Genomic DNA, 21715 nt, shown 5'->3' on the forward strand with positions numbered 1-21715 from the left:
ATATAGCAACAAGGCTGCTATAGATCAGCTCGTTCAAATTTAAGCACTTAGTTGTCAGACTTATTGACAATAAGTAATGAGAATGATTATCATTAACATTATCATTACTTAAATTCATTATGGTTAAGGTGTTTTCATGTCTCATTTATTAATAACTAGCGGTCCCGTTGTTTGGTTACTTATTGTCTTTTCTGTTGTCTCGCTAACGGTCACCCTGTTAAAAATTTGGCAGTTTTGGCAATTGAGGGATACTGCAAAATCTTCTATTGGGGAAGCGCTCTCAAACTTTAAACAAAATAAAGTTGCCCAAGCAATTGTGCTGGTTAATGGCCAGCGTCATTTAAGGTCAGCGCTGGTTGCCCAAGCACTTCAATTATTAGATAGCGGCGTCCTGTCTACAGAAGAAGCAAAAAACGAAATTTTAAGAAAGGCTCGCTTTGTATTGGCCGACCTTGCTAAGTACCTCCGCGTTCTAGAAGTTATTGCCTCACTGGCTCCCTTATTAGGGCTGCTAGGCACTGTTTTAGGCATGGTTGAAGCATTTAAAGCAATGGAAGCGGCGGGAAGCCAAGTTAACCCAGCCATCCTTTCTGGCGGCATCTGGATGGCTCTAATGACCACCGCAATGGGTGTTGCCGTTGCTATTCCGACTTCAATTATTCATAGCTGGTTTGAGCGCAAAATCGAAGTTCAGGCGATACTCATTCAGGATGATTTGGATAGGGTTTTTACAATCCAAGCCGAAAGAAAATCGGTTAAACCGTTACGTGAAGTGGCCCAAGCTTAATGAACCCCTTATTAATTAACCCGCGGCCAAAGAAACAGGTCAGTTTGACAGCGCTAGTTGATGTGGTTTTCATTTTATTGTTTTTCTTTATGTTGACTTCATCCTTTAGTAAAAATAATGGTTTTGATTTGCAATCACCCGTTGCAAGTCACGAGACTACGTTGGAAAAGCCTCAATTAATTGAGCTGCATGAAGATGGTTCACTAACATTGCTTGGTAAAGAATCAACGTTCCAACTAACAGATTCCGCCCTCTTAGAATCACTCAATATTCACAAACCAACGGTCATCTTACCTAACGCCAAAACACAGGTTCAATCAATAGTTTCGGCAATGGAGCGACTCAATAGACTGGGCTTCCAGACATTATCCCTCGGTCAGTCACTTAAGCAAACGGCAAATAAAAATGGTTAACCAGCGCCTAATATCAGCTAAAAGTAGCCAACAGGGTGATAGCAATATGATCCCTATGATCAATATGGTTTTTCTACTGCTCGTGTTTTTTATGATTGCAGGGCATATGCGGGATATCCAAGACCAAGGTATTGAATTGCCTGTTTCAGAAAACGGTGCTCAAGCTGTCGAGAAAACGGTGACTCTACAACTCACTGATAAAAATGAGCTTTACCTTAATGGCGTTAAAACCTCTCTTGAAAAGCTAGACCTACATTTAGACTCTCTCATAGAAGCCAATACGCTGTTAGCGCTTGAAGCTGATAGACGTGTTCAAGCCGTTGACCTTGATAAAACACTTAGCATTTTGCGCAAAAAAGGTATTTTTAAAATAACCCTTTATGCGCAAGCTTCTTCGGCCAAATAAATGCGTATTTCAGAATGGTCTTTAGCCTTTTTTGTTTCCATTGCCCTGCATCTAGCGGCGGCAGCTGGCTATATGTTAAGCCCTGCCCCAGAACCAAGTGGAGCTAGCGACTTAGGCGAAAACGGCATTCAAATTGGCTTGGGCATGCAAGGCTCTTATATAGATCAAGTTGAAAAGGAAAAAAAGCCAAAACCCGAGAAAAAAACTAAGCCAGAAAAAAAGGTTATAAGCAAACCGGTCACTAAAGCACCAAAAAAAACCAATAAGCCGGTTAAAAAACTGGCGCCTACTGTGGCTGCCGTAACCACAAAAAAGCCAACAAAGAATGCCGTATTAGTACAGCACTCTGAACAAAAAAAGCCAGCCCAGCTGAAACAGACAGCAGAACCAGAAGACTCTGAAGTAACAGAAAACCAGAAGAACAAACTAGCAATACCAAGGAGCAATACCAAGGAGCAATCAAAGTCCGAAGCACTGGTTCGCGCAAGCGGAAAAGGGGCAGAAGCAAACTCAGGGAACCGCTTAGGTAAAAAGGATTATTTCTCAAGCTTAATCGCTTGGCTAAACCAATATAAAAATTACCCTGCCGCCTTAAAAAAGAAAAAACAAGAAGGCGTCGTCACGCTGAAATTCACTATAAATAAAAAAGGTCAGCTGTTATCCGCTAGTGTTCATAAAAGCTCTGGCTACCCCTTACTGGATAAAGCAGCCTTAGACATCCTAGACAAGGCAAGCCCAATGCCCGCCATCCCAAATTCAATACCACGTGATCAATTAACCCTGATCATTCCCCTTGAATATTCACTTATTACCAACTCAACTTATTAAGGAGCAAATAATGACATCCCCCGCAAGCAGTAGATCGGCCAAACTCAAGTTGCGAAATAAAACGGCATTTCCATTTCGCAAAACAGCGCTAGCAATTTGTGTACAAACGGTACTGCTAGGTGCCACAGCAAACAACGCCATTGCACAAGAAAGCGATGCTATTGTTTTAGATGCATTACAAATTGAAGAGCGAACAATTGATACCAACCCTTACACAGAAAAATCTGCACCGTATAAAGCAAAAATTTCAGCCGATAGTCGGCATGTAAAAGAGTTGGCCGATACGCCTCAAACAATCAGCGTGATTACACAAACAGCCATTCAAGACTCGGGGAAAACAGGTTTACGGGATATTTTAGCTGCCCAGCCCGGTATTACCTTAGGAACTGGTGAAAATGGCAATGCCTTTGGTGACCGTTATATTATTCGAGGACATGAAGCGCGTAGTGATGTTTTTGTGGATGGTTTACGTGACCCAGGAATGACAACTCGTGAAAGCTTTGCCTTAGAACAAGTTGAAATTACCAAAGGACCCAGCTCCACCTTTGCAGGCCGAGGCTCAACAGGCGGCGCCATTAATGGGGTAACCAAACAGGCCAGCACAGAGTACGACTTCAATAAAATATCAGCTGGTTTAGGGACAGACAATTTTGGAGAGCTGACCTTAGATAGCAACCATAAAATTAATGATGATACGGCAGTAAGGCTTAACCTATTATATAGCGAAAAAGATGTTCCAGATCGCGACCCTGCAGACCAAGAGCGCACAGGTCTTGCCTTATCCGGTAGCCACCAGGCCACTGATAAATTAAAACTGACGGCTGATTATTACTACTTAAATGCAGAAGACTCACCCGACCTAGGTAGTTACCACATTACCGACTCTAAAGTGGCCAATAACATTCCATCGTACGTACAAGACGAAGACTTTCTAGAATCAACCGTTAACGTGGGAACCTTCCGTCTTAATTATGAAATTAACGATGCCTTAAGAATAGAAAACTCAACCCGTTACGGCACGACCGAAAATGGTTATGTAACAACAGGCGCTTTTGGCGCAACAAGGGATATTAGTGACCCCGTTGCCCCGGGCGCAGCCACCATTACTATTGAAAGCAGAGCGCACCAAGGTTGGCAAGATGTCACCTATTTTGCAAACCAATTTAACCTGTTTGTGGATAGGGAACTGGCGGGCAATAAGCATCAATTTGTTTTTGGTGCGGAATACTCTGATATTGGCGTCATTAATGGAACTTATAACGTTACTAATAATGGCGCAACCAATTGTATCGTCGCAAGCCAAGGAGGCGGTTCTCCAAATTATTGCATCTTGGACGGTAATGGCAAAGAGATCAATAACCTTAATGGCTTACTGGAGCGTGACATCACCAAAGCAGCTAAAGACTCCGATTACTCCATAAAAACCATATCATTATCGGCAATGGATACCATTACTTTTAATGATCATTGGTCGCTGTTTTTAGGTATACGAGCCGACCGCTTTGATTACGATAACTCGGTACTGAGCTATGGCGCGACTGTTCCAACTAAATTTTCTTATTCCGATACCCTGTGGAATGGACATATTGGCACTGTTTACAATATCAATAAGCAAGGCAATGTTTACCTAACCTACAGTACCTCTAGCAATATTAACGGTGGCGAATCTGATCTAGGCGGTAATTGTGGTTATGGCGGGCTTTGCGGAAGTGACAACCTGCAAGTTGAAAACAGCAAACCAGAAAAAACAAAAAGTGTTGAACTGGGCACAAAATGGAACGTTTTAAATAACAAGCTCTTGTTAACTGCCGCTATTTTCCGAACTGTAAAAGATGATGTAATGGAAAGTGTTGGCGACGCATACTCATCTATAGGCACCTTAAACACGGGTAAAAACCAAGTGGAAGGCATTGAAGTTTCAGCCGTAGGTAATATTACCAAGGCATTAAGTGTGCAGTTTGGCGCAACCATGATGGAGTCTGAAATTTTAAAATCTTCGGCCATAGGCCGAGGTGGCGACCTTGTCGATTATAAGAACAAGCCCTTGAGTAACTTTGCAGATGATAGCGTTTACTTGCAGTTGCGTTACCAAGCAACACCTAAGTTTGCCTTTGGTAGTATTGCAACGTATTCCAGCAATATGTTTGTTGGGCAACCCGATAGCCCAGCTGATGATTATGAAATACCGAGCTATACTGTGTATGACATTTTTGCCAGTTATGACATTAACAAAAAACTTAAAGCGAGCTTGAACATAAGCAATATTACAGACGAAGACTACTATTTAGCCGGTTATCGAAATGGTGGCTTCACCTATATTGGCGATGCTCGTAATGCCCAACTCACCTTAGCGTATGAGTTTTAGACATAACAATTAAAGCGTAATAATTTGGTTGCTGGGGCCTAAGGCAACTTAGGCCCCAAGTATTATATTTTGACCACCAACGGCTAGGCGCCCCATGAAAGAAAAACCAACCCGACGAGAAAAACTGACACAAATACCGCCTGATATTGCAGCCGTTAATGATTATGAAAAGCTAGCAAAGCACTTTATATCTCACCCACATTTTGAATATATTGCTGGTGGGTCGGCTAACGAAATTACCTTAAAAAACAATCAAAAAGCGTTTGATGATATCGGCCTTTATAACCGAGTTTTACAAGATGTATCTCAAGGTTCAACCGAATTAACGCTATTTGGCGAGCAGTATCGCCACCCTATTTTCTTAGCGCCGGTGGCACATCAACAATTAGCTCACCCAGATGGAGAACTTGCCAGCGCAGCAGCTGCCGAGGCAATGGAAGCCGGTTTTATAGCCAGCACGCTTTCATCTACCACACTAGAGCAAATTGCCAACACAACGCGTTATAGAAAGTGGTTTCAACTGTATTTTCAAGACACTAAAGCGTTCACCCTCTCGCTAATTAAACGCGCTGAAAAAGCCGGCTATAGCGCCCTTGTTGTTACCCTTGATGTACCAATCAATGGCTTAAGAAACCGCGCACAACGGGCAAATTTCACGTTGCCGCAAGAGGTCCGCGAAGCAAACCTTGAGGGCAAACCCTCCCCTACGCAACGACAATTAAACCGCACACAAAGTATTATTTTCCAAGGCATAATGAAAGATGCACCTACTTGGCAAGACTTAGAGTGGTTACAACAACAAACCAACTTACCCATTATTATCAAAGGTATTTTGCACCCGGCTGATGCAGCCCGTGTAAAAGAAATGGGATTTGCAGGGCTTGTTGTTTCTAATCATGGCGGCAGAGCGCTTGATGGTGTCCCCGCCAGCATCACCGCCCTACCCTTTATTCGCCACCGTGTTGGCGCAGAGTTTCCTATTTTGCTAGACAGTGGTGTGCGCCGTGGAGCAGATATTTTTAAAGCCATTGCATACGGCGCAAATGCCGTACTGATTGGTCGCCCACAAATGTATGCCTTAGCGGTTGCTGGGGCCTTAGGGGTTGCCCATATGTTGCGCTTGTTAAGAGAAGAACTAGAAGTAACAATGGCCTTAACTGGCTGTTCAACTCTGCAAGAAATTAATACAGAGTGCACCTTTACCCAGCCTCAATAACGTTTACAACATACAGTTTTATGCTACTTCCTATCAATAATGTACTAGATAAAAAAACCGTTGAACAGTTTCGCACAGCCCTAGATAAAACAACCTGGGAAGATGGCAAAATAACCGCCGGAGGTCAAGCAAAACAAGTTAAGGTTAATCAGCAAATTCAAGATCAGTCAGACCTTGCTATTGAATTAGGCAATCATATTTTAAAAGTCTTAGGGCGACACCCACAGTTTTTATCCGCCGCGTTACCCAAAAAAATCTTCCCACCCAAATTTAATCGTTATAACAACGCCGACCATTATGGGCCCCATGTTGACAACGCCATTATGCACCTGCCCGACCACCAAATAATGCGCACAGACCTTTCTTGCACCTTATTCCTATCTGATCCCAAAGAGTACGACGGGGGTGAACTGGTTATTGAAACAACTTATGGCGCTCAACAAGTAAAACTTGCGGCTGGAGATTTAATTTTATACCCATCAACCAGCTTACATCAGGTTCTAAAAGTTACTAAAGGAGCGAGAGTCTGTTCCTTTTTCTGGTTAGAAAGCATGGTACGCGACAATCAGCAGCGAGAAATGTTGTACACCCTTGACCAAAGCATTCAAACACTAACCATAGAAAGAGGAGCCGACGACAACGAAGTGCGCCACTTAACCGGCATCTATCACAACCTTATCCGCCTATGGGCAAGCAGCTAGCCTTTATTAGCGACAAAACGGTCACCTGTACTTGTATAAATACTTCATCATTTAAAATTAAATGCTTAGTACGCAAGCTAAATAAACCCCAACCGATCTTCATTCAACGGCCTAAAAACTACGTAGCCTTAGGCGATAAAAATAGTTGTGTTATATTCAGCTATAACAACTCACTATATTACTCGCTAACAACCTATTTACGTTTAGCTGCTAATTTACGTTTAGCTGCTAATATAAAAATACATGGAAGTATTAACCACTTATGTCTACTTGATACGTAGAACTTTGCTTCCGCTTATTAACAGTGTTAAGTAACAAGGAAGAGGCATGAGTAAGAATGTAACAGACAGAGTTATTCTCAAAGAGGTGTACAAAATATACTATTCAGATTTTTGTAACTTTGACAAAGAGAAACCATCTCGTGATACAAAAATATATGTGCCGATTGACTGCGAGTTGATTGCGAGAAATTTAAATTTAGACCCAGAAATTGTCTTTGGTCGTCTTTACTATCACCTAAACCAAAAACATGGGTACAAACAAGAGGATGGGACTCTGATTGCTTTATTTGCGAAACAAATAGGTTCTGATCGCCATGTCGTACAATTCCCTCTACTATCAGCAGTATTGGCAGAGCATGAACAATCTTATTTACGCTTTACCATTCCCCTTTTTTTGTCAATTATTGCGTTAAGTTTTTCAATTGCTGCATATTTTAATACTTAACAAAAATATCAAGCACGACGCGCAAAATGTGCGCGCGTCTTATATAAAACGCTAGCCAAATTAAAGCAAGAACATGAAATTTCAAGGTAAAGTTTTAAACTGGAATGATGAGAAGGGTTTTGGTTTTGTCGAGCCAAATGGTGGAGGAAAACGCGCTTTCGTGCATATTAAAGCCTTTAAACCTCGCTCACGTCGACCTGTTAATGGCGAAGTTATTTTGTACGAATTAATTCAAGACAATAATAACCGTTATAAAGCTGAAAATATTCAATTTGCTCGTGATGCTAGAGATTTAAAGAAAAGAAGCCACGCAAAAAAAGGCAGTCATTTGGGTGAGGTCTTTATAGCGCTTTTTTGCGCTGTGCTATTAACCTCAACTTATTTTGGCAAGCTACCTCTAATTATCACCAGCATTTATATTGTGATGAGCCTTATTGCTTTTGCCACATACGCAATTGATAAATCTGCAGCTCAAAAAAACCATTGGAGAATACAAGAAAGCACGCTGCATCTACTTTCACTCATTGGAGGCTGGCCGGGTGCTTTTTTTGCTCAAAAGAAATTGCGCCACAAGTCGATCAAAAAAGAGTTTAAACGTGTTTATTGGGTCACTATTATTTTAAATTTAAGTGGTTTGTTTTGGATCCACACGGAGAAAGGAAGAAACGTCATCAACAATGTGATTTATCCACTATTTAATGGCTAATGTGCAAGCAAGGCAGCATATTCTAGAGAAATATAGACAATAAAGTGCTCAAGCATTTCAAAATAGACGCACGCCGTATAGGCTGGCTATAGGTTTATAATTACAGTCCGTATTTTATTTTCAGAAAACAGTGAATAACCCATATGAATGAAAGTAGCCATAATTTATCAACCCCATCTGAAGCGCCAAAAGAATCTAGCTGCAATGACACCAGTTGCTGCCCGCCACCACAAACACCTATAACCAGAACGACACCAAAAATTGGCCGTAATGACCCTTGCATTTGCGGTAATGGCCGTAAATATAAGAAGTGTTGCGGTAAAAACGCATAAATCATTTTAATTTTTGTTACACCAAACAGCACAACAAGGCGCAACATAACCGGGGGATGAAAGGCTTAGGTTACAATATGTTGGAAGCATTGATGTGCTGCTTATTTTTTAACACCGAAAAATAGGCAGCCGTTCCCCACTAACCAAAACCGATTGATAACTTAAGAGACGTAGTGATTCCCATGAAAAAACTAATCTCATTAACGGAAGCCGAATCTCGTTTGAAAAATGGCGAAATAAAAGGCTGGGGCTTAAAAGAAGGCAAGCTTTACCGAGAGTGTACGTTTCCTAATTTTTCTCTGGCTTTTGGTTTTATGGCCTCTGCCGCAATAACAGCTGAAGCAATGAACCACCACCCTGAATGGTTTAACGTTTATAACAAAGTTAATATCAGCCTGACGCCCCATGATGTTGGCGGTTTAAGCGAACTGGATTTTGAGCTAGCGGGAAAGATGAATAAACTACTCACTAATCTATAAAAAAACACTCCAAATTATTCTTGAAGCAGGCGGTAAACAAAAACCTAAATAAATAAGGAAAATACACGGTGAAAGAAATTACCCGAATTAATCATATTGGGTTACGAGTTAAAAACCTGAATGCCTCTAGACAGTTCTACCATCAACTGGGGTTTGAATTTATCGCTGGCCCTATCGGGCCGGAACCTGTTGCCATTATGGAGCACCCATCTGGTATTAATATAAACTTTATTCTCAACGCAGATTCTGATTGCACAGAAAATGTACTGATGGATATTACCGCAAAAAATACGGGTTACACTCATGTAGCCTTACAGGTAACGAATATCGAATCTGCACGAAAGACTATAAAAGCACTGGGCATTACCATTACTGAAGAAGTTGAGTTTGAAGACGCACAGTTCTTTTTTATTAGAGACCCTGATAAAAATGTTATTGAGTTTCATCAACCGTCAAACCGTTAACAAATCGCTATTTTGAACAGTTATCAGCTGGGCTAAAATCAAGCTAAAAATGCGACAGAACAATACAGTAGCCACTACCAAAAGGCACCAACAAAGGAACAAATACCATGCAAGATATACATTGCCCTGAATGTAAAAAAGCATTCAAAATTGATGAAGCTGGGTACGCGGATATCGTGAAGCAGGTTCGTGATAGCGAATTTACACAGCAGCTAAATGAGCGCTTAGACATTGCTGAAAAAGAAAAAATTAATGCCGTCGAGCTGGCTAAACAACAAGCAACGAACGATGCGCAAAAAAAATCGGCCGCCAAAGATGCAGAAATACAAGACCTGAAAGCAAGGTTAGAGGCAGGTGATACGTCAAAGCAGCTGGCTGTTTCTGAGGCGGTTAAAGCAGTAGAAAAGGAACGCGATGATTTAGCCAATAGATTAAGGCAAGCCGAGCTAGAAAAAAAAGCCGCGTCAGAGCTGGCAGCGGCAAATCACTCCAATCAGCTACAAAAAACATCTGCGGAGAAAGACAAAGAGATTCAACACCTTAAAGCCTTACTTAGCGCGAAAGAAAGTGAAAAAACAATGTCAGAAATATCCTTAAAGGATAAATACGAAACACGTATTAATGACCTTGAGGACACGATTGAACGCCTTAAAGACATGAAAGCCCGCCTGTCTACCAAAATGGTTGGCGAAACGCTTGAACAACATTGTGAAACAGAGTTTAACCGTATCCGGCCGACTGCTTTCCCAAAATCCTACTTTGAAAAAGACAATGATGCTCGCACTGGCAGCAAAGGCGACTATATTTTCCGCGATAAAGATGAGAATGACATTGAAACTGTCTCCATCATGTTTGAGATGAAGAATGAAAGTGACGAAACGGCGACTAAGAAAAAGAACGAAGATTTTCTCAAAGAACTCGATAAAGACAGACATGAAAAAAATTGTGAGTACGCTGTTCTTGTGTCCCTTTTAGAACCCGATAGTGAACTGTATAACTCGGGCATTGTTGATGTCTCACATCGCTACAAAAAAATGTACGTTATTAGGCCGCAGTTCTTTATTCCAATAATAACGTTGCTACGCAATGCGGCTCAAAACTCACTGAAATACAAACAAGAACTGGCCATTGTAAAAGCCCAAAATGTTGATATTACTCATTTTGAAGAAGAACTTGATGCATTTAAAACAGGCTTTGCGCGAAATTACGATTTAGCATCTAAAAAGTTTAAAACCGCCATTACCGAAATTGATAAAACAATCGACCACCTTCAGAAAACTAAGGACGCCCTTCTTGGCTCAGAAAACAACCTGCGCTTAGCCAACAACAAAGCAGACGACCTAACCGTTAAAAAGTTAACAAAAAAGAATCCCACAATGGCCGCTAAGTTTGAAGCGCTTAGGAAGGATTAGCCAACATGGCCCGCATTATATCGTTTCGTTTAGATGCACGCTGTAGTATGGTCAACTCAGTTCAAACGTGATCAGTCACACACTAAAAATTGGAGAGTTAATATGTTCAGGAAAATTGTCGCCGTAGCCCTTTTTGTCTCGTTTATCGCCATGTCCACCTCGGGGCTTTTGATGTTTGTTATTGAGAAGCCATCTTTCACGATTCAAATGCATCCGGTACATAAACTATTTGGCCTAATCATGATACTGGCAGTTCTAGCGCATCTAAGTTTCAATTTTAAATCGATCCTCCACTACATCAAAAATAAATCAGTAGCCCTGTTTGGCGGTTTCATGATTATTTTATTAATCGGGTTATATGGCGTAGTTATTTATAACGAAGTGCCACCAGAAATCGCAATACCTATGGACGAGTTGGCCGCCGAAGCCGAGTCACACGAGTGATTAAGTAGCCTCACAGGTCGCTGCGCTAACACAGTAATGAAAAAGACCCTGCAAAAATCTAAAAGCGTGAACTGAACAACTCACGTTCGCGCCTTTTATTTACTCTAGGAGAAACGCAATGCAACAAAAACTACCCACATTATTAGTTTTATTCCTTTTTTTGCCCAGTATTGCCTTCGCTCATACGGGCATTGATCAAACAGCGGGGTTTCTATACGGATTAGCGCACCCCATCGGCGGGGCAGATCATCTATTGGCTATGCTAGCAGTGGGAATTTGGGCTACCCAAATAGGCGGCCAAGCCTTATGGCGTGTTACTGGCACCTTTGTCGCTGTTATGCTTTTAGGCGGCTTGCTGGGGCTTACAAATATTCCACTACCATTTGTTGAAGAAGGCATTTTGCTTTCTATTTTAGTTTTAGGCATCTTAATTACGGGCGCCTTTAAGCTCCCACTGATGTATAGCTGCTTAGTGGTTGGCGTATTTGCTATTTTTCATGGCTATGCCCATGGTTCAGAAATACCCACCTCAATGAGCGCTGTATCGTATGCACTTGGTTTTGCGCTGGCTACCGCCGTACTGCATTTAAGCGGCATAGCCTTAGCCGTACTGATGAAAAAAACAAAGGCACAATTCTTTAGCCGGTTTGCTGGCGGCACAATAGCGCTTTGCGGGGTGTATTTAGCCAGCCAAGCGACATTCTATTGAAACCACGCTTATAAGCTCTGCCGAATGAAGGTAGGCGTGCCGTCTCAGCTGTTAAGTTTAAAACCAAAATAAGGATGTAAAGGAATGGATCCAATATCAGTAATTTTCGCATCGTACCTCGAACTAGTTTCATTTAATGTTACCAATAAAATGACCGACTTATTAGGTACAGAAATCCAAAGCGTTGTTGTAGAACACCAAAATATTCAAGTCCCTTATTCATATCAATTATGGCGTATTGTGCCTAAATCTGTTTGTAACACATACAACCTGAACATCGAGGAATTTTCTAGATGCACATTGGCAGCTAAATCACTATTTAATGAAACTTGCTTATATTTACAAAAAGGCGAAAAAGAACATTGGAAATATACAAAAATGAAGAATATGTATTGCAATGCCTCCATGACATTTAAACCAACAATAGCAAATATACGACGGGCCTCTGTAAAAACTCCTCTCCAATTAGCTAGGACTGAATGCAATATCGCTACTGCAGAGTTAATGGGAAATCATAATTCTAAAACCCAAAAGAAAAAAGAAAGTTCCTGCGCTAAGTACCAGAACCTTAAACAACAATCAAAAAACAACTAAATGGGCAGGGCAGGTTTCTTTATCTCTTAATCTTATATATAAAAACCTTGGAGTCGCTGCTATTACAAGGGTATTAGGCTGATCATAGGTATTATGAAAGCCCATTTTTTAATCGTAAAGTATTGTTTTTTTAATTTAAACTAAATACTTACTTGCGCCACCTCACCAAGCATAACAAACCATTACTAAACGCGTAAAACTGCGTAACGCCAGCCTTAAAAAGTTATGCTATATTCAACTGTGATAAATAAATGTATTACTAGCCAACAACCTATCCATGTTTAGCTCTTAATATTAAAGTACATGGAAGTACTATACACCTATATCCATTTAATACGTGGAACAATACTTCCGCTTATTAACACTGTTAGGCAAAAATATAACCTATGCTTAGTCCAGCTAAAACATTCTTTCCTGAAATATTTGAGGCGCTTAAAAACTGGCCAAAATGGGTTCGGTTTACGCTTTTTATTCTTGTTATAGGCGCTCCACCATTATTAATTTCAAAATTCAGCTCTACTGAATTATTAAAGTTAGGAAATACTCCACTTGTTATAACTCCGTTCAATATAGCCTTAGTCTTTATACTTATGGTTTTTCTCGTATGGCTAATTACTCATACGAGTAAAAAAGCGAAGCATAAACGTCTAATCTATCAATTTTGTGAAGCATGGCTAGAATATCTACCTTTCATGTTTTTACTTGTCACAAAGATTCAAGTACATGACATGAGTAAGGATGGTTACATATTCGATTTCATAAAAGAAAACAGGGAGGATATAAAATCATTCCATGATTGGAGGGCAAAATTAAGAGAATTACTTTTTAAAGTTGGTGAATGTGAATTAGCTATCTCAGATAATCAGCACTGGGAGAAACTAAAAAAAGAAAGCAAAATATTTGAGGCTCAGTCATATTTAACTCCTTTCTCTTTCATCCTTGACCAAACACAACCTTGGCTTATTGCCGTTGTTCATCAGGATGAGGCGTGGGCTGCATTACATATATCAGATGAATTTATTGAAAGAGTAGCATTCAAGCACTCAAATATAGAACGTTTATGGAAACAGAGAATTAAAAAGAGTAATGAAATTGCAAAGGAAGTTGAAGAAAATGCCTAACAAATCAATCAGGTTCGCCCACAAAATGCGTGGGCTGGGACTAGGCGATACAGCCCGCCTAGCCCCTTATTTCCAACGTTATGTGCAATAGAAAATGCGAATGAAGATTGAAATTTCAGGCCCTTTTTTTAAATGTGAAGAAGATGAAAATATCTTTTTTTCACGCCTATACTCTTTGCCTGGTTATGATAGCGTTGTTGGTAAAGGAACATATTTATACTTAACGTTAAAACATGATTCTAAGAATCAAGCTCTTAATCAGGTTCAAGAAATTTGTGATTTCTGGAACACCACATACAAAGTGTTAGATTAGCGGAGCCATAATTCACATTACTGCCAGCCTGTGTACTTGCTCTCAAACACTCACGCAGATTAGGTTTACAATAATTAGCAGAAAGTAATTAAAAATTCATCATGATAGCTCGTTTAAGGTATTTTGGTTTCAACTAAGTTCGGTGGGAAATCAAACTTTAAGGGCAATAATCACATAACAAGGCCAGCCAGCCTCGCCTATGCAAAGATACGCATGGGTTGGACTTCGTTTCATCCGGCCACTTCTGGCGGCATTATGTAATAAATCAAAGGTAGGAAAATGGACTTCACACCCATCATTAATCAAGCGGTCAGTATGCTCTGGTACTTAATTCCCATCGCAATATTTACATCGGTAATAAAAACACCTTGGTTTAAAGGCGTTGCGGGTGAGTTTATAGTTAATGTTGGGGCCAAAATTTTTCTTAATAAAGAGGAATATCATCTTATTAAGAATGTCACTTTGCCAACTGAAGATGGAAGCACGCAAATTGACCATATAATCGTGTCAAAGTTTGGTGTCTTCGTTGTTGAAACTAAAAACATGAAAGGTTGGATTTTTGGCAGCCCTAATCAAAAAACATGGACTCAAAAAATCTATAAGCATTCAAGCAAATTTCAAAACCCCCTACACCAAAACTACAAACACAGCAAAATCCTGCAATCCTTATTAGGGTTAACTGACACCCAGTTATTCTCAGTTATTGTTTTCGTTGGCGACAGTACATTTAAAACAGATATGCCAGAAAATGTAACCTATGGCCAAGGTTATATACGCTTCATAAAATCAAAAAAGATACCTGTTTTATCCGATAGCGAAGTGAAAGATGTAACTGAAAAAATAAAAGCAGGTCGGCTAACACCTTCATTTAAAACAAACAGAGAACATGTGAAGCATGTTCAATCAATTGTAGCTGAAAAAGAAAAAGCTCATCATTGCCCCAAATGTGGTGGCGATATGATTTTACGAGAAGTAAAAAAAGGGCAAAAGAAGGGTAATAAGTTTTGGGGTTGTTCTAAGTTTCCAAAATGTAGGGGTGTTATAAATGTTACATAACAGGAACAGCTTGGAAGACTGCTGGAAAGAAAGCCAACCTATTTCAATGCCGAGCACACGAATCACCTCATACGTTTGGCAAAAGAATTAGAGCGGCAGGTATTAGTTTGCAAGACCGTGAGGATTTATTAGGTTATAAATCACATCGTATTACGGCACATTACTCAAAGGCTGAAATTGATAACTTAATAGTAGTAGTTGAGAAGATTGTTCCCGATCGTAAACAACACCGTATTTTACGTGTGGCATAAGTCGCGTAAAAGTCGCGTAATTTGAAATGAGAGGGCTTGAAATGGTGGTCATGGGTGGACTTGAACCACCGACCCCGGCATTATGAATGCCGTGCTCTAACCAGCTGAGCTACATGACCATACTTTGAAGGCTGTGAATTTTCGTAGTTTCGGCTTATTTTGTCAAGCCAAACAGGCAGATACCTGCGAAGTTTTACACATTAAACCTAAAGTGCGTTACATCTCCGTCTTGCATAATGTAATCTTTACCTTGAACACCCAATTTACCCGCCTCTTTTGCGCCCTGCTCGCCATTGTATTGAACAAAATCTTCGTAGGCGGTAATTTCTGCACGGATAAAGCCTTTTTCAAAATCGGTATGAATAACACCCGCAGCTTGTGGCGCAGTTGCACCTTGTTTAATGGTCCATGCTCTTACTTCTTTTACTCCGGCAGTGAAGTATGTTTGCAAGCCCAGCAAGTGATAACCCGCTCTGATCACTCGGTTAAGCCCAGGCTCTTCTAGACCCATCTCTTCTAAAAATTCTGCACGCTCATCTTCATCTAACTGAATAATTTCAGCTTCCATGGCTGCACAAACGGCAACAATTTCGGCGCCTTGTTTTTGCGCTAATGCTGTCACAGCATCCAAATGTGGATTATTCACAAACCCATCTTCTTGAACGTTGGCTATATATAGCATGGGTTTTAATGTCAGCAATTGCAGGTCTGAAAATGACTTTAACTCGTCTTCACTTAAGCCTAATGTTCTTAAAGTAATATCTGAATCCAAATGCGCCAGCGCTTGCTCAATTAAGGCCTTACGTTTTAATTCATCTTTGTTGCCAGACTTCGATGCCTTGGTTGCTTTGGTCAACGCTTTGTCTAACGATGCCATATCTGCTAAGGCTAATTCAGTTTGTATCACTTCAATATCGGCTAAAGGATCAATTTTTCCTGCCACATGAATCACGTCATCGTCTTCAAAACAACGCACTACATGTGCTATAGCATCTGATTCACGAATATTGGCTAAAAACTGATTCCCCAAACCTTCCCCTTTAGAGGCACCAGCCACTAGCCCAGCAATATCCACAAACTCGAATGTTGTCGGTATTACCCGCTCTGGCTTGACGATTTGTGCCAGTTTATCCAAGCGCAAATCAGGCACAGGTACGATACCCGTGTTTGGCTCAATCGTACAAAATGGATAGTTTTCTGCTGCAATGGTTGCTTTCGTCAACGCATTAAAAAGTGTTGATTTACCAACATTTGGTAAGCCAACAATTCCACAATTTAAAGCCATAAGGTCATCTCTTTGAAGTTCTATACAGGCCGCTATTATACGTTAAGCGCCTACAGACTGAAAAACAATCTAAGTGATAATGGCACACACGCCTCTAGTCGCGTAAAATCCCTCTCTTATATTTATTAAATCGACAGGTAAACTCATGAAAAATTACAAAATTGCCATTATGGCGGGTGACGGTATTGGCCCAGAAATTATGCAAGAAGCCGTTAAGGTTTTAAAACTCGTTGAAGAACGCAATGATGTAACATTTGAATTAATGCCCGCTTTATTTGGTGCTTGTGGATATTTTGAAAAAGGTGATGCTTTCCCACAAGAAACCAAAGACATTTGCGATCAAGCCGATGCCATTATTAAAGGCCCTATCGGTTTAAGCCACGAAGAATCAAAAAAAATCCCTATCGACAAACAACCTGAACGTGGTGCGTTGTTACCTATGCGTCGTCGCTACAAAACTTACGCAAATTACCGCCCCGTTTCTCTTCCACAAAGTTTGGCTCACTTTTCTCCGCTAAAACCTGAAATTATTGGTGATGGCATTGACCTCATCATGGTTCGCGAACTGGTCGGCGGCTTATATTTTGGTAACAAGGAAGTTGGCGTTAATGATGACGGTTTACGTTATGTTAAAGAAACGTTGGAGTACGACGAAAACCAAATTCGCCAAATTATGCACCACGCATTCAAATTAGCCAGTGGTCGTAAAAAAGTACTTCACAATATACATAAAAGTAATGTTCTTAAATCATCCGTTTTATGGAATGAGGTGATGGAAGAAGTTGCTACAGAGTACCCAGATGTTAAGGTCATCAATATTTTAGTTGATGCTGCCGCAACTTTGCTTTGCTTAAACCCAACGCAGTTTGATGTGATGGTAATGGAAAACATGTTTGGCGACATTTTAAGTGATCAAGGTGGTGGTATTCTTGGTTCATTAGGCCTAATGCCTTCTGCTTGCCTAGGAGACGAGAAAGCTTACTACGAACCTTCTCATGGTTCTGCGCCGGATATTGCTGGTAAAAACATTGCCAACCCGTATTCTATGATTGGCTCTGTTGCTATGATGCTTGAATATAGTTTTGGCATGGTAGAAGAAGCGAAAAATGTTTGGGCTGCTATGCAAGGCGTTTTTGCTGATGGTTTCTCAACGGCAGACTTATCTAAGCCAGGTAGTGGCGTTAAGATGATTAGCACAGATGCATTCGGTGACAAAGTGGTTGAAAAACTCAAGGCTATGCCAACGGTTTAAATCTTATTTAACACCCAATAAAAAAGGCTTACAGATGTAAGCCTTTTTTATTGCTCGATTATTAATCGTTTACGATTTTTCGTGCAACTGAATATTAATCATTCGAAGCGCCGCAAGAATCGAGGCAAACACTTGGTTAGAATGTACACCCCTTGTTTTACGCATTTTTCGTTCATTCGCCCACGTAATAACACACTCTGTTAGTGCGTTAGTATGCCCGCCCTTAGGTATTCTTACTTCGTAATCTTCTAGCTCGGGCAATACCGCATCGTATTCAACCAATAGCTTATTAATGGCATCAATAAAAGCATCAAAACCACCATTGCCTGTGCCACTTGATTGATATTCAGCACCTTTTATATTCACAGCGATATCGGCAATAGACGATTGATCTAAACGACTGGTGATAGAACAGTCGAGCAAACGGATATGCTTGTAGCTTTCACTCTCTAATACATCGGCAATAATAAACGGAAGGTCTTCAGTGGTGATCGTCTGTTTTGAATCCCCCAAACGAACAATACGTTCAAGCACTTTCTTTTGGTTTTCTTCCGACAGCTCAATACCCAAACGCTCAAGGTTCTTACTGAGTGATGCTTTACCGCTCATTTTACCTAAGGCATAGCTGCGTATTCTAGAAAAGCGCTCAGGGCTTAGCTTGCTTTCATACAAACCGCCTTTCTTATCGCCATCAGCATGAATACCGGCGGTTTGTGTAAACACATCATCACCAATAATAGGCGCATTAGCCGCTACCCACTTGCCTGAAAAGTTTTCAACCATATTGCTTAAACGCACGATGTTACTTTCATCGATGGACAACTCCATGCCCATTTTATCGCGCAAAACAACGGAAACTTCTGACACAGATGCATTGCCTGCACGTTCACCCAAGCAATTTACTGTGCAATGTATGGCGCTTACACCTGCTTCTACAGCGGCCATAATATTAGCTGTGCCTAGGCCGTAATCATTGTGCGGGTGAAAATCGAATTGCACGTCAGGAAATCGTGTACACATATCTGTTAACGCTGTTCGCACCTCATCAGGTGACATAACACCTAGCGTGTCAGGCAACATAAAGTGATCAATACCTGCATCTTTTATGGCCTCCATAAATGCAAACACATACTCCGGACTGTCTGCATAGCCGTTTGACCAGTCTTCTAGGTACACATTAACTTTTAAGCCTTGCTGCAAGGCATAATTAACCGTATTAAGCACTTGTTCAACGTGCTCGTCTAAGGTTTTACCTAACTGTTCTCGGCAATGCTTTTCGCTACCCTTCGTAAGAAGGTTGATCACCTTACCATTGGCATTAACAATCCAATCGACACTACGCTTATGGTCGGCAAAACCCAAGACTTCTACTTTTCCATCAAAGCCTTCAGCTTGCGCCCACTCATTAATATTACGAACTGCTTCTTGCTCGCCCTCGGACACACCAGCAGACGCAACTTCGATGCGGTCTACCCGCAGCGACTCTAATAACGCCTTCGCAATGCTTACTTTTTCAGCAGGCGAAAAGGACACCCCCTGCGTTTGCTCACCATCACGCAAGGTGGTGTCCATAATTTGAATATACCGAGAGCTCATTTTTCCGCTTAACTTAACCGCTTATTAGCTTTTACGCCCAAAGCCAAGGAAGACGCTGCTTATGCTGTTCTTCAAAGGCGCTGATTTTATCTACATGCTTAAGTGTTAGCCCAATATCATCCAAGCCACTTAACATGTTTTCTTTACGAAACGGATCAATCTCAAACGAGAACCCATTGCCACCCGGTGTTGTAACGGTTTGATTTTCTAAATCTACAGTAAAACTAACCCCTTCGTTTGCGCTAATTTCTGCCATTAACGCATCCAATTGATCAGGCTGCACAACAATCGCTAAGATGCCGTTTTTAAAACAGTTATTGTAAAAAATATCAGCATAGCTTGTTGAGATAATGGTATTAAAACCATAATCTGCAATCGCCCATGGCGCATGTTCACGTGACGAACCACAACCAAAGTTATCGCCTGTTACTAGTATCTTTGCCCCTTCAAACTCAGGCTTATTGAGCTCAAATTCTGGGTTAGGTGTTACACCATCATTCAAATAACGCCAATCATGAAATAGATGTACGCCAAATCCGCTACGCTCTACTTTTTTTAGAAACTGCTTTGGAATAATTTGATCGGTATCAACATTATTACGGTTCATTAATGCCGCAACGCTTTCGTGTTTTGTATATTTTTCCATAGCCTTAACCTAATTTACTGATATCGACAAAGTGACCGGCGGCCGCTGCGGCCGCTGCCATTGCGGGTGACACAAGGTGAGTACGTCCACCTTTGCCTTGACGCCCTTCAAAGTTACGATTTGATGTTGACGCACAACGTTGGCCGTCTTTAAGCTCATCGCCATTCATAGCCAAACACATTGAACAGCCTGGCTCGCGCCATTCCCAACCTGCCTCTTTAAATATTTTATCAATGCCTTCTTTTTCAGCTTGTACTTTCACGTGGAAAGACCCTGGCACGGCTATCGCTGTTACGCCCTCTGCCACGGTTGTGCCTTTTGCCATTTCAGCGGCATCACGAAAATCTTCGATACGGCCATTAGTACATGAACCAATAAACACGTAATCAATGTTGATATCGGTCATTTTGGTTTCTGCTGCCAACCCCATATATTTAAGTGCACTTTCGCAGGCTAAACGCTTGCCCTTATCATCAAAGCTTTCAGGCGTCGGTACTGCACCGTTTACGCCAATAACTTGTTCAGGCGATGTACCCCAAGTGACTTGAGGAGAGATATCTGATGCATTAAGGGTGATAACTTTGTCATATTCTGCACCTTCATCAGTTACCAGTGATTTCCAATACGTTAATGCTTGCTCCCACTGCTCTCCCTTAGGTGCAAACTCTTTACCTTCTAAGAAATCAAATGTTTTTTGATCCGGCGCCACCATGCCTGCACGGGCGCCTGCTTCAATAGCCATATTACAAACAGTCATACGGCCTTCCATCGTTAGCGCTTCAATCGCTTCACCGGCATATTCTATGACGTAACCGGTACCACCCGCTGTGCCTGTTACGCCAATAATCGCTAAGGCAATATCTTTTGCAGTACAGTGTTTAGACAACTTACCGTCCACTTGAACCAACATGGTTTTAGATTTTTGCTGTGGCAAGGTTTGCGTCGCCATCACATGTTCTACTTCTGATGTGCCAATACCAAACGCCAATGCGCCAAACGCACCATGCGTTGCTGTATGGCTATCACCACACACTACGACCATTCCAGGATGAACAAAACCATGCTCTGGCACAACAACATGAATCACACCATTATCTGGGCTTTCCATATCGTACAAATTTAGGCCATTTTCTTCACAGTTCTCTGCCATCGTTTCAATTTGCTTTTTAGCAATTGGGTCAGCAATAGGAAGATCACGATCTTTAGTCGGCACACAATGATCCATTGTCGCCAAAATGCTATGTGGGTTACGCACTGGCCTATTTGCCATGCGAAGGCCTTCAAATGCTTGAGGGCTAGTAACCTCGTGCATTAAGTGCCTGTCTACATATAACAAAGGAGCCTGACCTGGTTCTTGGTGAACAAAGTGGCTTTCCCAAATTTTTTCATACATCGTTTTTTTCATAATTCTTTCCAAGGCTAGTTCTTCAAGCATCTATTCGACAACGAGAAGAAAATGAGAGGCAGCACGCCAAATGAACCGTGTATTTTCGCTAATTTAGTGGTTTTTTGCAATTGGATTAAGCAGATAGCACAAACTTTTACCTAAATACCTTGTTTTCAAGCCCCACTTAATGCACTTAGATACTCTTCGGGCCACTTTTTTATTACCA

25 protein-coding genes and 1 tRNA gene are annotated in these 21715 nt (G+C 41.1%); 21 read left to right on the forward strand and 5 right to left on the reverse strand.

Annotated elements, in window-relative coordinates; translation table 11 throughout:
• Positions 1-136: 136 nt before the first annotated feature.
• From CYCME_RS11190 to CYCME_RS13105, 20 genes are all read left to right on the forward strand, one after another.
• The gene (locus CYCME_RS11190) at positions 137-787 is read left to right on the forward strand and encodes a MotA/TolQ/ExbB proton channel family protein (RefSeq protein ID WP_015005162.1); all 651 of its coding nucleotides are present in this window, start codon (positions 137-139) and stop codon (positions 785-787) included.
• Positions 787-1200, forward strand: coding sequence for an ExbD/TolR family protein (locus CYCME_RS11195; protein ID WP_015005161.1), 414 nt, complete (start codon positions 787-789; stop codon positions 1198-1200). Before CYCME_RS11190 ends, CYCME_RS11195 begins: the two co-directional genes overlap by 1 nt.
• 46 nt (positions 1201-1246) lie before the next feature.
• Entirely contained in the window at positions 1247-1606 is a 360-nt protein-coding gene (locus CYCME_RS11200) for an ExbD/TolR family protein (RefSeq protein ID WP_223253192.1), read from the forward strand.
• The gene (locus CYCME_RS11205) at positions 1607-2434 is read left to right on the forward strand and encodes an energy transducer TonB (RefSeq protein ID WP_020933083.1); all 828 of its coding nucleotides are present in this window, start codon (positions 1607-1609) and stop codon (positions 2432-2434) included.
• A 10-nt stretch (positions 2435-2444) separates the two neighbouring features.
• Positions 2445-4799, forward strand: coding sequence for a TonB-dependent receptor (locus CYCME_RS11210; RefSeq protein ID WP_020933084.1), 2355 nt, complete (start codon positions 2445-2447; stop codon positions 4797-4799).
• A gap of 94 nt (positions 4800-4893) precedes the next feature.
• Positions 4894-6015 carry an alpha-hydroxy acid oxidase gene (locus CYCME_RS11215; protein ID WP_020933085.1) on the forward strand — a complete coding sequence of 374 codons (1122 nt, stop codon included), beginning with the start codon at positions 4894-4896 and terminating at the stop codon, positions 6013-6015.
• A gap of 20 nt (positions 6016-6035) precedes the next feature.
• Positions 6036-6716, forward strand: a complete 681-nt coding sequence (locus CYCME_RS11220) for a Fe2+-dependent dioxygenase (RefSeq protein WP_020161752.1) — start codon at positions 6036-6038, stop codon at positions 6714-6716.
• A gap of 327 nt (positions 6717-7043) precedes the next feature.
• Positions 7044-7442 carry a hypothetical protein gene (locus CYCME_RS11225; RefSeq protein WP_015005155.1) on the forward strand — a complete coding sequence of 133 codons (399 nt, stop codon included), beginning with the start codon at positions 7044-7046 and terminating at the stop codon, positions 7440-7442.
• Positions 7443-7515: 73 nt separating this feature from the next.
• On the forward strand, positions 7516-8148 hold the full coding sequence (locus CYCME_RS11230) for a DUF1294 domain-containing protein (RefSeq protein WP_020933087.1): 633 nt from the start codon (positions 7516-7518) through the stop codon (positions 8146-8148).
• A gap of 143 nt (positions 8149-8291) precedes the next feature.
• Positions 8292-8480: an SEC-C metal-binding domain-containing protein gene (locus CYCME_RS12990; protein WP_081651252.1), complete on the forward strand. Its 189-nt coding sequence runs from the start codon at positions 8292-8294 to the stop codon at positions 8478-8480.
• Between the two features lie 182 nt (positions 8481-8662).
• Positions 8663-8959: a 4a-hydroxytetrahydrobiopterin dehydratase gene (locus CYCME_RS11240; protein WP_020933089.1), complete on the forward strand. Its 297-nt coding sequence runs from the start codon at positions 8663-8665 to the stop codon at positions 8957-8959.
• Between the two features lie 68 nt (positions 8960-9027).
• Positions 9028-9423 (forward strand): VOC family protein, encoded by a 396-nt coding sequence (locus CYCME_RS11245; RefSeq protein ID WP_020933090.1) that lies wholly within the window; start codon positions 9028-9030, stop codon positions 9421-9423.
• 107 nt (positions 9424-9530) lie between these two features.
• Entirely contained in the window at positions 9531-10835 is a 1305-nt protein-coding gene (locus CYCME_RS11250) for a DUF2130 domain-containing protein (RefSeq protein ID WP_020933091.1), read from the forward strand.
• A gap of 102 nt (positions 10836-10937) precedes the next feature.
• Positions 10938-11279, forward strand: a complete 342-nt coding sequence (locus CYCME_RS11255) for a DUF4405 domain-containing protein (RefSeq protein ID WP_020933092.1) — start codon at positions 10938-10940, stop codon at positions 11277-11279.
• Between the two features lie 118 nt (positions 11280-11397).
• Positions 11398-11988, forward strand: a complete 591-nt coding sequence (locus CYCME_RS11260; RefSeq protein ID WP_020933093.1) for a HupE/UreJ family protein — start codon at positions 11398-11400, stop codon at positions 11986-11988.
• 84 nt (positions 11989-12072) lie between these two features.
• Positions 12073-12582 carry a hypothetical protein gene (locus CYCME_RS11265; protein WP_020933094.1) on the forward strand — a complete coding sequence of 170 codons (510 nt, stop codon included), beginning with the start codon at positions 12073-12075 and terminating at the stop codon, positions 12580-12582.
• Between the two features lie 386 nt (positions 12583-12968).
• Positions 12969-13703: a hypothetical protein gene (locus tag CYCME_RS11270; RefSeq protein ID WP_020933096.1), complete on the forward strand. Its 735-nt coding sequence runs from the start codon at positions 12969-12971 to the stop codon at positions 13701-13703.
• A 100-nt stretch (positions 13704-13803) separates the two neighbouring features.
• Positions 13804-14016 carry a phosphoribosylformylglycinamidine synthase subunit PurS gene (locus tag CYCME_RS11275; protein ID WP_144276114.1) on the forward strand — a complete coding sequence of 71 codons (213 nt, stop codon included), beginning with the start codon at positions 13804-13806 and terminating at the stop codon, positions 14014-14016.
• A 279-nt stretch (positions 14017-14295) separates the two neighbouring features.
• On the forward strand, positions 14296-15072 hold the full coding sequence (locus CYCME_RS11280) for an NERD domain-containing protein (protein WP_020933098.1): 777 nt from the start codon (positions 14296-14298) through the stop codon (positions 15070-15072).
• 107 nt (positions 15073-15179) lie between these two features.
• Positions 15180-15323: a hypothetical protein gene (locus CYCME_RS13105; protein ID WP_020933099.1), complete on the forward strand. Its 144-nt coding sequence runs from the start codon at positions 15180-15182 to the stop codon at positions 15321-15323.
• Between the two features lie 42 nt (positions 15324-15365).
• Here the strand turns inward: CYCME_RS13105 and CYCME_RS11290 are convergent.
• Positions 15366-15442, reverse strand: a tRNA-Met gene (locus CYCME_RS11290).
• Positions 15443-15516: 74 nt separating this feature from the next.
• On the reverse strand, positions 15517-16608 hold the full coding sequence (gene ychF / locus CYCME_RS11295; protein WP_016390974.1) for a redox-regulated ATPase YchF: 1092 nt from the start codon (positions 16606-16608) through the stop codon (positions 15517-15519).
• 145 nt (positions 16609-16753) lie between these two features.
• Here ychF and leuB point away from each other — a divergent pair, with 145 nt between their 5' ends.
• Positions 16754-17860: a 3-isopropylmalate dehydrogenase gene (gene leuB, locus CYCME_RS11300; protein WP_016390975.1), complete on the forward strand. Its 1107-nt coding sequence runs from the start codon at positions 16754-16756 to the stop codon at positions 17858-17860.
• Between the two features lie 69 nt (positions 17861-17929).
• On the opposite strand, the gene CYCME_RS11305 is transcribed toward leuB, so the two are convergent.
• From CYCME_RS11305 to leuC, 3 genes are read right to left on the reverse strand one after another with little or no spacing between them, the layout of a single operon-like run.
• Entirely contained in the window at positions 17930-19456 is a 1527-nt protein-coding gene (locus CYCME_RS11305) for an alpha-isopropylmalate synthase regulatory domain-containing protein (protein WP_016390976.1), read from the reverse strand.
• Between the two features lie 31 nt (positions 19457-19487).
• Positions 19488-20102: a 3-isopropylmalate dehydratase small subunit gene (gene leuD, locus CYCME_RS11310; RefSeq protein WP_015005144.1), complete on the reverse strand. Its 615-nt coding sequence runs from the start codon at positions 20100-20102 to the stop codon at positions 19488-19490.
• A gap of 4 nt (positions 20103-20106) precedes the next feature.
• Positions 20107-21537, reverse strand: coding sequence for a 3-isopropylmalate dehydratase large subunit (gene leuC, locus CYCME_RS11315; RefSeq protein WP_015005143.1), 1431 nt, complete (start codon positions 21535-21537; stop codon positions 20107-20109).
• Positions 21538-21715 lie beyond the last annotated feature (178 nt).

It is taken from the genome of Cycloclasticus zancles 78-ME, from assembly GCF_000442595.1.
Lineage (GTDB): Bacteria > Pseudomonadota > Gammaproteobacteria > Methylococcales > Cycloclasticaceae > Cycloclasticus > Cycloclasticus pugetii.